Source organism: Pseudomonas sp. Pseusp3 (assembly GCF_047304225.1).
Taxonomy (GTDB): domain Bacteria; phylum Pseudomonadota; class Gammaproteobacteria; order Pseudomonadales; family Pseudomonadaceae; genus Aquipseudomonas; species Aquipseudomonas fluorescens_CD.
The window spans coordinates 1-14,612 of sequence record NZ_JBGLYV010000059.1; the positions used below are offsets into that span (position 1 = coordinate 1).

The following is a 14,612-nucleotide window of genomic DNA, read 5'->3' on the forward strand; positions in this document are numbered from 1 at the left end:
CTGCTGCCGCCAGCGGTCTTGCTCGGGTCGTAGGCGCAACCGGTCGCGCCGAACAGCGGGTTGTAGCTTTGCGAGCCGAGGCCGAATTCCGGGGTGTTGCTCTTGCCGATGATGATCGCTCCGGCGGCCTTGATCCGCTCGACCATGATGCCGTCGCGCTCGGGGATGAAGTCCTTGTACAGCGGCGAACCCAAGGTAGTGCGGATGCCGCGCGTGAGGGACAGGTCCTTGATCGCGTGGGGCAGGCCGTGCATCCAGCCTTTGTATTCACCACGGGCCAACTCGGCGTCGCGCTGATCGGCCTCGGCCAGCAGGTCCTCCGGCGCTTGCAGGCTCACCAGGGCATTGACCTGCGGATTGAAGCGTTCGATATGGGCAAGATAAGTCTGCATCACTTCCCGGCAGGAAACCTGGCGCAGGCGGATGCGTTCGGCGAGCTCGTGGGCCTGCAACAGGACCAGTTCGCTGATGTTATTAGAGTTCATTGCAAGCGGCCTTTCAGACGGCTGGAAAAACGCCCCGCCATTGCGTCGGGGCGGTAGCGATCAACGCATCAGGTTGGTCCAGAGACGGTCGGCCAGGCGGATCGCGCCTTCGCCGCAGGTCTTGCTGAACACCACCGGAGTGCCTTCGGGGATGTGCAGTTCCGGCGCATCCTTGAGGCCTGCGTCGAGGAACGGTTCCACTCCCTTGATCGGGCTCTGGTGCTTGAGGAAGTTCTGGGTCATTGCCGCGTTTTCAGGCTGGCTGAGGAACGCAATGAACGCCTTGGCGTTCGCCGGATTCTTGCTGCCGGTCGGGATGACCATGTTGTCGACCCAGGCCAGTACGCCTTCTTTCGGGTACAGGTAGTTCAGGCTCGGTTTCATTTCCCGGGCGCGCATCGACGAACCGCCCCAGAAGGTCGACATGTCGATCTCACCGGACGCCAGGTTTTCGCGGATCGAACCCGCCTTGGAACTGTAGGTCTTGACGAACGGTTTCTGCGCCTTGAGCAGGGTCAGAATCTGCTGCATCTGCTTCGGATCTTCACTGCACAGCGGAATGTTCAAGTACAGGCTGGCCATGTCCACCACATCACTGACCGAGTCGAACATGTTGATTCGCCCTTGCAGCTCGGTCGGTGGCTCGTAAAGCACCTTGAGGGTATCGGCAGGGCCCTTGTAGCGCTCGGTGTTGAGCACCACGCTGGTGGTGCCCCAGATGAACGGCACGGAGTAGGCGCCCTCGGGGTCCCAGGTGGGTTTTTTCAGGTTGTCGACGACGCCGGCATAGTAGGGCTCGTTGACCGGGTCGAAACGCTCCAGCAGCTTTTCCTTGATCAGGATCGGAATGAACTGGTGGGATGGGATCGCCACGTCGTAACCCGCACCGCCCTGTTTCAATTTGGCCAACAGAGTTTCGTTGGAGTCGTAGGATTCGACGGTGACTTCAATGCCGGTCTGCTTCTGGAACTTGGCGAGGATCTCCGGCGAAAAGTAACCGCTCCAGCTCACCACATTGAGTTTTTCCGCGGCCTGAACGTTGCCGGCCATGGTCAGCGGCAAGGTCAGGAACAACGACGTGCCGATGCTTTTAATCCACTTGCTCATGCTATTTCCCCACAGTGCGTAGAAGGTTCAGGATTTCTTTTTGCCCAGCAGATAAGAAAGGGTGACGAACAGCACCGAGACGCCCAGGATCAGGGTCGACACGGCGTTGACGTCGGGTGTCACGCCCATGCGCAACAGGCCGAAGATGAAGATTGGCAAGGTGGTGGTGCCGGCCTGGGAGACCATCATCGAGATCACGAAGTTATCCAGCGACACGATGAAGGCCAGCATCAGCCCGGAGAAAATCCCCGGCATCAGCAGCGGCAGGGTCACCTTGCGGAAGGTCCGCCACGGGCCGGCATAGAGGTCGGCCGAGGCCTGTTCCAGGGACAGGTCCATGTCGTTCAGGCGTGCCCGTATCGGCAGAAAGGCGAACGGAATGCAGAACACCGTGTGCGCGATGATCAGGTTGCCGTAGCCCAGGGACAGACCGATGGTGGAGAACAGCGCGAGGGTGGCGACGCCGACCACGATTTCCGGCAATACCAGGGGCAGCATGATTGCGCCCATGGACAATTGCAGGCCTTTGAATTTCGCCCCCCGTGACGTGCCGAGGGCGGCGAGGGTGGCGATGGCCGTGGCGACCATGCTGGCGCAGACCGCGATCAACAGGCTGTTGCCGGCCGCCTGGCGCAGGGCCTGGTTGGCGAACGCAGCGCGATACCAGTCGAGGCTGAACCCGGTCCATACCGTTGCCGACTGATTGGCGTTGAACGAGAACGCCACCAGCACCACGATCGGCGCGTAGAGATACAGGTAGAACAGGAAACTGAATCCGCCGAAGCCCGGGAAATCCTGCACACCCAGCGTGTTGCGTTTGAACAGGCCGATCATCACGCACCTCCTTTGGCGATGCGCTGGCGTTCGGCACGCAGGGCATAGACCGTCAGAACCAACATCACCGCTGCCATCAGCACCAGCGACAGGGCTGCGCCGAAGGGCCAGTTACGGGCATCGCTGAACTGCCGGAAGATCAGGTTGCCGAGCATCATTCGCGTGCCGCCGCCCAGCAGTTCCGGGGCGATCATCGCTCCGAGGCAAGGCACGAAGGTGAGGATGGCGCCGGCAAGAATCCCCGGTTTGGCGATAGGCAACACCACCTTGCGCAAAGTACGCACGCGCCCGGCGTAGAGGTCCTGAGCGGCCTCGAGAAGGCGGATGTCCATTTTTTCCAGGGTGGCGTAGATCGGCAGCACCACGAAGGGCGCGTAGGTGTAGACCAGCCCCAGCAGCACCGCGCCGTCGGTGTAAAGCAGTTGCAGCGGCTGATCGATGACCCCGAGCCCCATCAGGCTGTTGTTGATCACCCCGGTGTTACGCAGCAGCAGGATCCACGCATAGGTGCGGATCAACAGGTTCGCCCAGAACGGTACAGTGATCAGAAAGATCAGCAGGCCTCGGCGATGGGCCGGTTGCATGGCCAGCCACACCGCGACCGGAAAGCCGATCAGCAAGGTGATGACGGTGGTCAGTCCGGCGATGCCGATGGAGCGCAAGGCGATGATCAGGTAGGAGTCGGCGAAGGCCAGGCTGTCATCCAGTTGCCGTTCGAACAGCAGCGAGGTGTAGGCGTCGCTGCTGAACACCTTGTTCACCCCGCCGTAGGGGTTGGCTTCCATCAGCGAGTAACCGATGACGATCAGGATCGGCACGATCAGAAACAGGCCGATGGCAATCAGCGCGGGGCTGACACCGAGAAAACTCTGGAAAGCCCGCCGACGTTCCAGGGTATTGGCAATCGGTAAAGCGTGCATGGCAATTCCTCGTGCTCAATCGTGCAGGACGCTGGCGCTACCCTGGTCAAACAACAGGCCGGCCTGGCTTCCCGGTGCGAAGCGTTTGCTCTGGTCGACGCAGTTGGGGGTGCGCACGGTGAGGCGCGAACCGTTGCTCAGGCTGACCTGGTATTGCAGGTCGGTGCCGAGGTAGATCTGCGCTTCGATCCGGCACGGCAAGGCACCGTCGGTATTGCCTGGCACCAGATGCAAACGCTCGGGGCGCACCGACAACGCGACGTTGGCACCGACCCGCACATTGCTGCACGGCTGCGCAGGCAGCGGGTGACCGGCCGGGCCGGCGAACCAGGCCAGGCCATCTTCGACGCGGGTGACGGTGCCTTCGATGAAGTTGGTTTCACCGATGAAGTCCGCGACAAAACGATTGCGCGGGCGCTCGTAGATGTCTTCCGGGCGGCCGACCTGCTGCACTTCGCCTTCGGACAACACGGCGATGCGGTCGGACATGGTCAGGGCTTCTTCCTGGTCGTGGGTGACGAAGATGAAGGTGATGCCGGTACGCGCCTGGATGGTTTTCAGCTCTTCGCGCATGGCCTGGCGCAGCTTGAGGTCCAGGGCCGAGAGCGGTTCGTCGAGCAGCAACACTTTCGGGTGTGGCGCCAATGCACGAGCGAGGGCGACGCGCTGTTGCTGACCACCGGACAGTTGTGCCGGCTTGCGGTTGGCGAAGCGCTCCATCTGCACCAGGGCAAGCATCTCGCGCACCCGTTCGGCCATCTGCGTTTTGTTCAGGATCTTGCCCATCGGGTGGGACTCAAGACCGAAGGCCAGGTTCTCGGCGATGGTCATGTGCGGGAACAGCGCGTAATGCTGGAACACCGTGTTGACCGGACGCTGGAATGGCGGGCGGTCGGCGATGTTTTCGCCGTAGAGCAGAATCTCGCCTTCGGTAGGGAATTCGAACCCGGCGATCATCCGCAGGAGCGTGGTTTTGCCACAGCCCGAAGGGCCGAGAAGGGTGAAGAATTCGTTGTCGCGAATGTCCAGGTCGATGCTTTTGAGCGCCACCGGGCCAGTCTTTGGATCACCGTAGACTTTGCGCACTGAGCGGATGGACACCGCCAGCGTTTGCAGCGAATGCAGGGCATTCATGCGTTACCTCCGATTCCCCCATCGTCCGCGAGCGCTGTAAACAGCGGAGCCGTCGGACCATGGATATTATTTTTCTGGGCAGGATCGAGATTGCGTTCGAGTGTTGTAACCAGCTGTTCTTTTGTTCTGCTGTGGCTCGATTATCAGCGAGGGGTTGCGGGGGCGAAACTTCAATTTTAACATAGGGGCTGTTAAAAAATTTAACAGCACAAGGCGTCCGAAAACCATGCCTGACCACCGTTTGCCGCCGCTCAACGCGGTGCGTGCCTTTGATGCCGCGGCCCGGTTGGGCAGCTATGTCGAAGCCTCCAAAGCCCTGCACGTGACCCAGCCGGCCATCGGCCGCCATGTGAAGCTGCTGGAGGACTGGCTGGGCATCCAACTGTTCGAGCGCACCTCTCGCGGAGTCAACCTGACGGCGGCAGGGGAGAAGTACCACCGCAAGATCAGCGCCGCCCTGCAACTGATCATCGAAGCCGGAAAAGAGGCGCAGCCCAAACACGCCGAGCGCTGGTTGCGCATCATGGTGGTGCCGGGGTTCGCCAAGCGCTGGCTGATGCCACGCATAGAGACCATGCGCCATCTGCGTCCGGGTTTGAAATTCGCCATCGAACCCAATTCGACCTTCACCGAAGTGGATGGCAAAAGCGCTGACCTGGGCATCGTCTACGGGTTGGACGGCCAATATGCCCACTCCCGCACCAGCCTGATTTGTCCTCGGGTGTTTCCGATCTGTTCCCCCGAATATCTGGCCAGCGTCGGGCCCATCGACAGCCCCGCGGACCTGGTGAAACACAACCTGATCCACGTCGATGACGGTGAGTGGTGGAACCTGTGGTTCGCCGCCAACGACCTCGACATGCACCTCAATTCGGACATGCTCTACGTCAACAACGACCACGCGTTGTCGGTGGCCGAGAGCGGGCAGGGCATTGCGCTGGCCAACGAAGTGCTGGTGCGCGAAGAACTCCACAGCGGCAAGTTGGTGCGGGTGGTGGACGCGCAAGTGAAGCTGGAAAGCTATCGGGTGCTCACGCCGTCCACCGAGCTCTCGGCGGACGTGGTGTGGTTTATCGACTGGCTCAAGACCGAGCTGGAGCAGGACTTCCCGGAGGCGGTGATCCGCGCCTGAGCAGCGCTGCCGGATTCAACTCAAGCGGAAGCGCCCGGTGTTGTCGCTGAGGGCCTTGCTGCCGTGGCTCAAGGTGTCCGCTGCCTGGTTCACCGCGCGCGCACCTTCGAGCAAACGCACCGCCGCTTGATCGACCTGCTGGATATTGCCGCTGACCTCGTCGGCGGTACTGGCCTGCTCCTCCACCGCCGTGGCGATTTGCGCCAGGGTATCGGTGACACTTTGCACCGCGCTGGCGATTTCCCCGAGCCGCTCACCCAGGCCTGTCACTGCCTGTGCATCGGATTGCGCCTGACCACAGGCCGCTTCCATCAGGCTCACGGCTTCGTTCACCGTGTTGCGCAAGCTATCGACGGTACCGGCAATCTGCGCAGTCGAAGATTGCGTACGTTGCGACAGGCTGCGCACTTCATCGGCCACCACCGCAAAGCCGCGACCCTGTTCGCCGGCCCGCGCCGCTTCGATTGCAGCGTTTAGCGCCAACAGGTTGGTCTGCTCGGCGACGCCGCGAATGGTGTCGACCACCAACTGGATCTGCTGCCCCTGCTCGCTGACCCGGCCCAGTGCCGCTGCGGTTTCATTCAGGCGTTGGTTGAGTTGCTGGATGCTCGCGGTGGTGCGCTGGCTGTCACGGCTGCTGTCGGCGGCAATGCGCCGGGTGTGCTGGGCGCTCCCGGACGCCTGTTCGCAACTGTGGGCCACCCCTTGTGAGGTGGCGGCCAGTTGCGTCGCAGCCGCGGCGATCTGGCTGATCTGCAACTGCTGGGCTTCGACTTCGCCCAAGGCGTCGCTGGAGTGATGGTTGAGGGTTTGCACGGCGTGGCTCAATTGCAGGGTTTCGTGATCCACCCCTTGCAGGCTGGTGCGCAGTTGCACCACGGCGACGTTCAACGCGGTGCTGATGGCCGCCAGTTCGTCCCGCCCTTGAACCGCTACTTGCAGGCTCAGATTGCCATCGCGCAAGGCCTCGGCCAGTAGCGTGATACCGCTGGCGCTGCGGCGGATCGAGGCCTGCAAACAGATGAACAGATACAGCGCGGCCAACAGCAGGCAGCCCAGCACTGTGGCCACCACAATGAACTGGCGGATCGCCGAGCCGTGGTAGTAATCAAGGCGTTGATCCAGCGACACCAGCGACTGCTGACGCAACGAGGCGAGATCAGAGAGCAGGGCATCGAGACTGCGTTCGAAGTCCTCCGGCTTGAGGTTGATGCTGCCGCCGAACACGCCGTCATCCAGCACCTTCAGGCCGGCGTCCAGGTGCTTGAGGCTGTCATGGTATTGCCCGGCCCAGGTTTGCAGGGCGCCGGGCAGGCGCGCTTCGAGCAGGCCTGCGGTTTTCACCAGCTGCTCGCGCGCATCGCCGATGCGGCTGCGCAAGTCGCGCAGTTGCAAGCGGCTTTGCAGAGTGAACTGCCCGGACACTACCGACGCCTGGCCCACCGCCGCCAGGCGACCGACTCGCTCGATCAGGTCTGGCGCATGTTGGGTGGAGATCTGCGTCAGCAAGTAGGTTTCCAGCCACGGTGCCAGCGTCAGGCGATTGTCCATGGCGATCTGCTCGCGCAAGGCTTGCAGGGCGCTCAAGGCGTTGGTGAAGCGATCGTAGCCATCCGGCCACCAGCCGACATTGCTCAGGCTTTTTGAGTCGAGGCCATCGAGGGCGGTTTGCAGGGCCTGATAACGCGATAGCGTTTCACTCTCGGCAGCTTCTTTTTGCAGGGCATTGCCCAATTCGGCAGTGGCCTGGCTGACGGCGGGTTGAGCTGCATCGAACGCAGCCATCGCCGCGAGGGTGGCCGGCGTTGGCTGACGATTGGTTTCCGTGGCGCGCCACCGGGCGGCGCGATCACGCTGGGCGGCGAGCAGGTCATCCAGCGCATCAAGGGCGAGCAGTTGCCGCACCCCGGCGCGTTCGCCGGAAATCAGGCTGAGTTTGTCGCGATAGTCCTGGCCGATCATCCACAGGCTGCCGGCGAGCGGCAGGATAAACAGCAGAAACAACAGCTGGAATTTGCGTGCAAAGCCGAAACGCCCCAGCAACCCGATCCCCGGTGATAAAAAAGCCTGCATGCCCCATGACTCCTCTGGACACCACGCACCATAGGCGTGCGTCGGAGGTTGTTGCACCGCCGACTCGTGCCCTCTAAAAAGGCCTCGAAAGTTCACCCTTGTCCGCTCTGTAGGCTGACTCTGTGGCGAAACTTCCCATTGTCGGCCCCCTTTGTAAGGAAGCCGCGTTCAAGCAGACAAGTAAGGCAAGATTCAGACCATGGCTATGCGCCATCAACAATGTGGCGATGAAAATCGAAGTCGTTAGCAGGCTAAGGGGATGGCGTTGCTGCACTGAAAAATGGCACATTGGCGCACCTGCCCGTTTGCACCCACCTGTTGTACGGAAAACCCCATGGCTATCAGCAATGCCCAGACCGGTTCAGTGCCGGCGTCCGCTACGCCCCAAAGCAGCCCCCTGGTGATGCGCATCATCGGCGCGGTGGCACTGGCGCATTTGATCAACGACCTGATCCAGTCAGTACTGCCGTCGATCTATCCGATGCTCAAGGCCAACTATGGCCTGACCTTCACCCAGGTCGGCCTGATCACCCTGACGTTCCAGTTGACGGCCTCGCTGTTGCAGCCGTGGGTCGGTTACTACACCGACCGCCATCCCAAGCCGTGGCTACTGCCGGCGGGTACGGTCTGTACCTTGATCGGGATTCTGATGATGTCGGTGGTCGGCAGCTTCCCGTTGATTCTGCTGGCGGCGGGGTTGATCGGCATCGGTTCTTCGACCTTCCATCCCGAAGCGTCCCGCGTGGCGCGCCTGGCTTCAGGCGGGCGCTTCGGGCTGGCGCAATCGACCTTCCAGGTCGGGGGGAACGCAGGCTCGGCGTTCGGCCCGTTACTGGCGGCGGCAATCATCATTCCCTTCGGTCAAGGGCACGTGGCGTGGTTCGGCCTGTTCGCGGTATTTGCGCTGTTCGTGCTCTACCGGATCAGCTGCTGGTACGCCAACCACTTGAGCCTGTTCAAGCTCAAGCAGGGTCAGGCGGCGACTCACGGCCTTTCCAGGGGGCGAGTGATCAGCGCGCTGGTCGTGCTCGGGTTGCTGGTGTTCTCCAAGTATTTCTACATGTCCAGCCTCACCAGCTACTTCACCTTCTACCTGATCGAGAAATTCGACCTGTCGGTCGCCAGTTCACAGTTGCACCTGTTCCTGTTTCTGGGCGCGGTAGCGGCGGGGACATTCTTTGGCGGGCCGATCGGCGACAAGATCGGGCGTAAGGCGGTGATCTGGTTTTCGATCCTCGGCGTTGCACCGTTCACCTTGCTGCTGCCGCATGTCGACCTGTTCTGGACCAGCATTCTCAGCGTGGTCATCGGCTTCATTCTCGCCTCGGCGTTCTCGGCCATCGTGGTGTACGCCCAGGAATTGGTGCCGGGCAATGTCGGGATGATCGCCGGGGTGTTCTTCGGCCTGATGTTCGGCTTCGGCGGGATTGGCGCGGCATTGCTGGGCCATCTGGCGGACATTCACGGCATCGAGTACGTGTACTACCTGTGTTCGTTCCTGCCGTTGTTTGGGGTGTTGGCGATCCTCCTGCCGCGAACCAAAAAGGCCTGATCCAACACAATTCCCCTGTTGGATCGGGCTTGCTCGCGAAGAGGGAGTGTCAGTCGGTATAACTCTAACTGACACACCGCCTTCGCGAGCAAGCCCGCTCCCACAATGGTTCGGTGGTGTTGCCGGCAATATTCCAGGCACAAAAAAAGCCGCGTATAAAACGCGGCTTTTTCTTGGGCGGTGCGTTTACACGTTGAAGCGGAAGTGCATCACGTCGCCGTCTTTAACGATGTAATCCTTGCCTTCCAGACGCCATTTACCGGCTTCCTTGGTACCGGCTTCGCCCTTGTACTGGATGAAGTCGTTGTAGGCGATCACTTCGGCGCGGATGAAGCCTTTTTCGAAGTCGGTGTGGATCACGCCAGCAGCTTGCGGTGCGGTGGCACCGACGCGGACGGTCCAGGCGCGGACTTCTTCGACACCAGCGGTGAAGTAGGTCTGCAGGTGCAGCATTTCGTAGCCGGCGCGGATCACGCGGTTCAGGCCAGGCTCTTCGAGGCCCAGGGCTTCGAGGAACATGTCTTTTTCTTCGCCGTCATCGAGCTCGGCGATTTCCGCTTCGATCTTGTTGCACACCGGAACAACCACGGCGCCTTCTTCTTCGGCGATGGCCTTGACCACGTCCAGGTGCGGGTTGTTTTCGAAACCGTCTTCAGCGACGTTGGCGATGTACATGACCGGTTTGGTGGTCAGCAGGTGGAAGCCCTTGATCACCGCTTTCTCGTCGGTGCCCATGTTCTTCATCAGGCTGCGCGCCGGCTTGCCTTCGGTGAAGTGAGCGATCAGTTGCTCCAGCAGGCCTTTCTGGACCACTGCGTCCTTGTCACCGCCCTTGGCGTTGCGCGCGACTTTCTGCAGTTGTTTCTCGCAGCTGTCGAGGTCGGCGAAAATCAGTTCCAGGTCGATGATTTCGATATCGCGTTTCGGGTCGACGCTGTTGGAGACGTGAATCACGTTCTCGTCTTCGAAGCAGCGGACCACGTGGGCGATGGCATCGGTTTCACGGATGTTGGCCAGGAACTTGTTGCCCAGGCCTTCACCTTTCGACGCGCCGGCAACCAGGCCCGCGATGTCGACGAATTCCATGGTGGTCGGCAGGATGCGCTTTGGATTGACGATGGCCGCCAGAGCGTCCAGACGCGGATCCGGCATCGGCACGATACCGCTGTTCGGCTCGATGGTGCAGAAGGGGAAGTTCTCGGCCGCGATCCCGGATTTGGTCAGGGCGTTGAACAGGGTGGACTTGCCGACGTTAGGCAGGCCGACGATGCCGCAATTGAATCCCATGGTGTTTCCCCTCGGATAAGAGTCAGGCCTTCTGGCTGTGCAGGTTTTTCATCGCGCGGTTCCATTCCCCGGCGAGGATATCCGGCAGCACGCCGAGGGCAAAGTCGATGCTGGCATCGAGTTTTTCCTGTTCGGCGCGTGGCGCACGACCCAGGACGAAATTTGAAACCATGCTGGCGACGCCCGGGTGACCGATGCCAAGCCGCAGGCGGTGGAAAGTGTTCTGATTGCCCAGTTGCGCAATGATGTCGCGCAACCCGTTATGACCGCCATGGCCGCCGCCCACTTTGAGTTTGGCGACGCCCGGAGGCAGATCGAGTTCGTCGTGTGCCACGAGGATTTCTTCAGGCTTGATGCGGAAGAAACCTGCAAGGGCCGCCACGGCCTGGCCGCTGCGGTTCATGTACGTGGTGGGAATCAGCAGACGAACATCCTGACCCTGATGCGAATAGCGCCCGGTCAGGCCGAAATATTTGCGGTCCGCCACAAGGTTCACGCCTTGTGCGTTCGCGATGCGCTCAACAAAAAGGGCCCCTGCGTTATGCCGGGTCTGTTCGTATTCAGCACCTGGATTTCCCAGGCCAACGATCAGTTTGATGGCAGTCACGATAGGGGCCCTTCATTGGAGTGGTGGATAACATCGCCGCAATCAGGAAGTGCGGCGAAAGTGGACGAAAATTGCTCATTTACCATGATGTAAACTCCGCGTTCTCGCCCGCTTTCTCGCTACGCTCTAGTCCGCGATGTTTCCGGTCACTCCGGCGTACAGAGTAAAATTACTCTGCAGCGCCTTCTGCAGCTTCTGGAGCAACACGTGGAGCGTGGACGTTGGCAACAGCCTTGTCATCGCCGTGTGCCAGAGCAACGAACTCAACGCCTTTAGGAGCTTTGAGGTCGGACAGGTGAATGATCGAACCGATTTCAGCGTTAGCCAGGTCGACTTCGATGAACTCAGGCAGATCTTTCGGCAGGCAGGAAACTTCGATCTCGCCAACAACGTGGGAGATTTCGCCGCCTTTCTTGGTCGGTGCTTCTTCGTTGATGAAGTGCACTGGAACGATAGCGGTCAGTTTCTGGCCAGCTACAACGCGTACGAAGTCAGCGTGCATCACGTGGCCTTTGGCCGGGTGACGTTGCAGGGCTTTGATCACGACGTTCTGCTTGGTGCCACCAACGTTCAGCTCGATGATGTGGCTGTAAGCCGCTTCGTTTTCGAGCAGTTTGGCAACTTCTTTGGCCAGCATGCTGATGGATTCAGGGGCTTTGTCGCCACCGTAAACTACAGCTGGAACCAGGCTTGCGAGACGACGCAGGCGGCGGCTCGCACCTTTCCCCAGGTCGGAACGCACTTCAGCATTCAGAGTAAAATCGTTCATGTTGTATCTCCAAAATAACCACACTCGCCCCAGCGTTTGCGACCAGCGCTAAAGGCGATATGGGCAAAAAAGCCCCGCCCCGACAGGAATGCCGGGGCGGGGCGCTTTTCGTCAACGAGACATTTCGAGAAGGGCAGGGCCCTTAGCGGAACATCGCGCTGATCGATTCTTCATTGCTGATGCGGCGGACCGCCTCGGCAACTACCGGTGCGATATCCAGTTGGCGGATACGCGCACAGGCTTGTGCTGCAGCGGACAGAGGAATGGTGTTAGTCACCACCAACTCGTCCAGCACGGAATTTTCAATGTTTTCGATCGCCCGACCCGAAAGCACCGGGTGCGTGCAGTAGGCGAAAACCTTGGCTGCGCCATGCTCTTTCAGGGCCTTGGCCGCGTGGCACAGGGTGCCGGCGGTATCGACCATGTCATCGACCAGAATACAGGTACGCCCTTCGACATCACCGATGATATGCATCACTTCAGAGTGATTGGCTTTCTCACGGCGTTTGTCGATGATCCCGAGATCCACGCCCAGGGATTTGGCAACGGCACGTGCACGCACGACGCCACCAATATCCGGGGACACGATCATCAGGTTTTCGAAGCGCTGATCTTCGATGTCATCCACCAGAACCGGGGAGCCGTAGATGTTATCTACCGGAATATCGAAGAAACCCTGGATTTGGTCAGCATGCAGATCAACCGTGAGAACACGGTCGATGCCGACTACGGTAAGCATGTCAGCCACGACTTTCGCGCTGATAGCCACACGTGCGGAACGCGGACGGCGATCCTGACGGGCATAACCAAAGTAAGGAATAACAGCAGTGATACGAGTAGCCGAGGAGCGGCGGAAGGCATCAGCCATCACTACCAGTTCCATCAGGTTATCGTTGGTCGGAGCGCAAGTCGGCTGAATAATGAAGACGTCTTTACCGCGGACGTTTTCATTGATCTCGGCTGTAATTTCGCCGTCGGAGAATTTACCGACAGAGATGTCACCGAGAGGGATATGCAGCTGACGTACGACACGCCGAGCCAGATCGGGGTTAGCGTTCCCCGTAAAGACCATCATCTTGGACACGCGCAGTACCTGAAGGCTGAGGGTAACCTGGATGAGTATAGGAAAATGGCAGGGGCGGCTGGATTCGAACCAACGCATGGCAGGATCAAAACCTGCTGCCTTACCGCTTGGCGACGCCCCTGTATCTGTTGCAACGATTACCCTGTAATCGGTTCCTTTAGAGCAGACTCTGTAGCTTGCGATGCAACATCGAAACGTTGCTTCCTTTTGCTACAAACCCTGTAAGGGTCTCTGTAAGAAGGGCCGAGACTTTATCAGCTTCAGCTTTGCTTGGGAAGCCCCCAAACACACAACTTCCAGTTCCGGTGAGTTTTGCTTCGGTAAATTTACCTAACAAATTCAAAGCGTTACGTACCTCTGGATAACGCCTTGTTACCACCGGCAAGCAGTCATTTCGACTGTTTCCCTTGGGAACGGGGCGCACTTTAATGGGAGGAGTGTTACGTGTCAACAACGGATCTGAAAAAATTTCTGCCGTACTTACAGAGACTTGCGGCACGAGCACGAGATACCACGGTTCCTCCGGGTCGACAGGGGTCAGTTTTTCCCCCACACCCTCGGCGAAAGCCGCGTGGCCACGTACGAAAACCGGGACGTCGGCGCCCAGCGTCAATCCCAGGCCAGCCAGGCGATCTTCATCCCAACCCAATTGCCACAGGTGATTGAGACCGAGCAGAGTCGTTGCAGCATTCGAACTGCCGCCGCCAATGCCGCCGCCCATGGGCAGGATTTTTTCGATCCAGATGTCGACACCCAGTGTGCACCCGGACTGTTCCTGGAGTTTTTTCGCGGCCTTGACGATCAGGTTGCTGTCGTGGGGGACGCCTGCGAATTCGGTGTGCAGTTGAATGACGCCGTCATCGCGCAGGGCATAAGTGATTTCGTCGCCGTAATCGAGAAACTGAAACATCGTTTGCAGTTCGTGGTAGCCGTCTTCGCGGCGACCGAGAATGTGCAGCATCAGGTTGAGTTTGGCCGGAGACGGCAAAGTCAGGCGATTGGCTGGCATGTCACGACCCCAGTTTGCGCGGTTGCCAGGCCTTGATCACCAGTGTGACGTCAAGGTCGGTGCCATGCAGCTTGATTCGCTCGGGCAGCCAGTAGCCGTTTTGCTGGGTGTAGTCGGTGTATTCGACCTGCCAGCCATCCTGTTCGAGGTTGGCCAGGCGACTGTCGGCATCCAGTGTCACGTGGCTTTTGCTGTCCGGAGCCGGAAGCCCGCGGACCCACCACGCCAGGTTGGACACCGGCAACTTCCAGCCCAGTTGCTCTTCGAGCAGCACTTCAGGGTTCGGTGCGTCGTAACGCCCCTGGTTGGCGACTTCCAGCGAAACCTTGCCCGGCCGTCCGGTCAGGCGTGCCGCGCCACGACCCAGCGGGCCGGAGAGGCGAATGTCGTAGTAATCCTGGCGTTGCAGCCAGAACAGCGTGCCGCTGCCCGAGTCTTTCGGGGCGCGGATGCCGATCTTGCCGTCGATCTGCCAGCCATCGAGGCTGGTCAGTTGCTGTTTGTGCTCACGCCATTGGGCTGGATTGCCGTGTCCCTCGACCGATTCGCGGGGACCCAGTCCGGCGCAACCGGCGAGCAGGGCGATAAAACTGAAAACGATGAAATGGCGCAAAAACAT

The 14,612-nt window shown here is 60.1% G+C and carries 14 protein-coding genes and 1 tRNA gene; 2 read left to right on the plus strand and 13 right to left on the minus strand.

Annotation, left to right across the window (positions count from 1 at the left end; all coding sequences use genetic code 11):
• The 5 genes from ACCD00_RS19600 to ACCD00_RS19620 all read right to left on the minus strand — a co-directional run.
• On the minus strand, nt 1-485 hold a 485-nt coding region (locus tag ACCD00_RS19600), incomplete at its 3' end, for an amidase family protein (protein ID WP_413427028.1).
• A 60-nt stretch (nt 486-545) separates the two neighbouring features.
• Nucleotides 546-1,592, minus strand: coding sequence for an extracellular solute-binding protein (locus ACCD00_RS19605; protein ID WP_413427030.1), 1,047 nt, complete (start codon nt 1,590-1,592; stop codon nt 546-548).
• A gap of 27 nt (nt 1,593-1,619) precedes the next feature.
• Nucleotides 1,620-2,426: an ABC transporter permease gene (locus ACCD00_RS19610; protein WP_008016604.1), complete on the minus strand. Its 807-nt coding sequence runs from the start codon at nt 2,424-2,426 to the stop codon at nt 1,620-1,622.
• Complete coding sequence (locus ACCD00_RS19615; RefSeq protein ID WP_108228443.1) at nt 2,426-3,346, minus strand: ABC transporter permease; 921 nt, start codon at nt 3,344-3,346, stop codon at nt 2,426-2,428. Before ACCD00_RS19615 ends, ACCD00_RS19610 begins: the two co-directional genes overlap by 1 nt.
• Nucleotides 3,347-3,361: 15 nt before the next feature.
• On the minus strand, nt 3,362-4,480 hold the full coding sequence (locus ACCD00_RS19620; RefSeq protein WP_413427033.1) for an ABC transporter ATP-binding protein: 1,119 nt from the start codon (nt 4,478-4,480) through the stop codon (nt 3,362-3,364).
• A gap of 226 nt (nt 4,481-4,706) precedes the next feature.
• Between ACCD00_RS19620 and ACCD00_RS19625 the strand changes: the two genes are divergently transcribed.
• Entirely contained in the window at nt 4,707-5,612 is a 906-nt protein-coding gene (locus ACCD00_RS19625) for a LysR substrate-binding domain-containing protein (RefSeq protein WP_413427035.1), read from the plus strand.
• Between the two features lie 15 nt (nt 5,613-5,627).
• Here ACCD00_RS19625 and ACCD00_RS19630 read toward each other — a convergent pair whose 3' ends face one another.
• Nucleotides 5,628-7,685 carry a methyl-accepting chemotaxis protein gene (locus tag ACCD00_RS19630; RefSeq protein WP_413427037.1) on the minus strand — a complete coding sequence of 686 codons (2,058 nt, stop codon included), beginning with the start codon at nt 7,683-7,685 and terminating at the stop codon, nt 5,628-5,630.
• 334 nt (nt 7,686-8,019) lie between these two features.
• On the opposite strand from ACCD00_RS19630, the gene ACCD00_RS19635 reads away from it, so the two are divergent.
• Nucleotides 8,020-9,237 carry an MFS transporter gene (locus tag ACCD00_RS19635; protein ID WP_413427039.1) on the plus strand — a complete coding sequence of 406 codons (1,218 nt, stop codon included), beginning with the start codon at nt 8,020-8,022 and terminating at the stop codon, nt 9,235-9,237.
• A 186-nt stretch (nt 9,238-9,423) separates the two neighbouring features.
• Here ACCD00_RS19635 and ychF read toward each other — a convergent pair whose 3' ends face one another.
• The 7 genes from ychF to lolB form a co-directional block, all read right to left on the minus strand.
• Complete coding sequence (gene ychF, locus ACCD00_RS19640) at nt 9,424-10,524, minus strand: redox-regulated ATPase YchF (protein ID WP_413427041.1); 1,101 nt, start codon at nt 10,522-10,524, stop codon at nt 9,424-9,426.
• Between the two features lie 22 nt (nt 10,525-10,546).
• Nucleotides 10,547-11,131 carry an aminoacyl-tRNA hydrolase gene (gene pth / locus ACCD00_RS19645; protein WP_007973893.1) on the minus strand — a complete coding sequence of 195 codons (585 nt, stop codon included), beginning with the start codon at nt 11,129-11,131 and terminating at the stop codon, nt 10,547-10,549.
• Between the two features lie 169 nt (nt 11,132-11,300).
• Nucleotides 11,301-11,900 (minus strand): 50S ribosomal protein L25/general stress protein Ctc, encoded by a 600-nt coding sequence (locus ACCD00_RS19650; RefSeq protein ID WP_008016617.1) that lies wholly within the window; start codon nt 11,898-11,900, stop codon nt 11,301-11,303.
• Between the two features lie 142 nt (nt 11,901-12,042).
• A complete protein-coding gene (locus ACCD00_RS19655; protein ID WP_003171603.1) occupies nt 12,043-12,984 on the minus strand; it encodes a ribose-phosphate pyrophosphokinase in 942 nt (313 codons plus the stop codon).
• Nucleotides 12,985-13,030: 46 nt separating this feature from the next.
• Nucleotides 13,031-13,105, minus strand: a tRNA-Gln gene (locus tag ACCD00_RS19660).
• Between the two features lie 36 nt (nt 13,106-13,141).
• Nucleotides 13,142-13,993 carry a 4-(cytidine 5'-diphospho)-2-C-methyl-D-erythritol kinase gene (ispE, locus tag ACCD00_RS19665; protein ID WP_413427043.1) on the minus strand — a complete coding sequence of 284 codons (852 nt, stop codon included), beginning with the start codon at nt 13,991-13,993 and terminating at the stop codon, nt 13,142-13,144.
• A 1-nt stretch (nt 13,994) separates the two neighbouring features.
• Nucleotides 13,995-14,612: a lipoprotein insertase outer membrane protein LolB gene (gene lolB / locus ACCD00_RS19670; protein ID WP_413427045.1), complete on the minus strand. Its 618-nt coding sequence runs from the start codon at nt 14,610-14,612 to the stop codon at nt 13,995-13,997.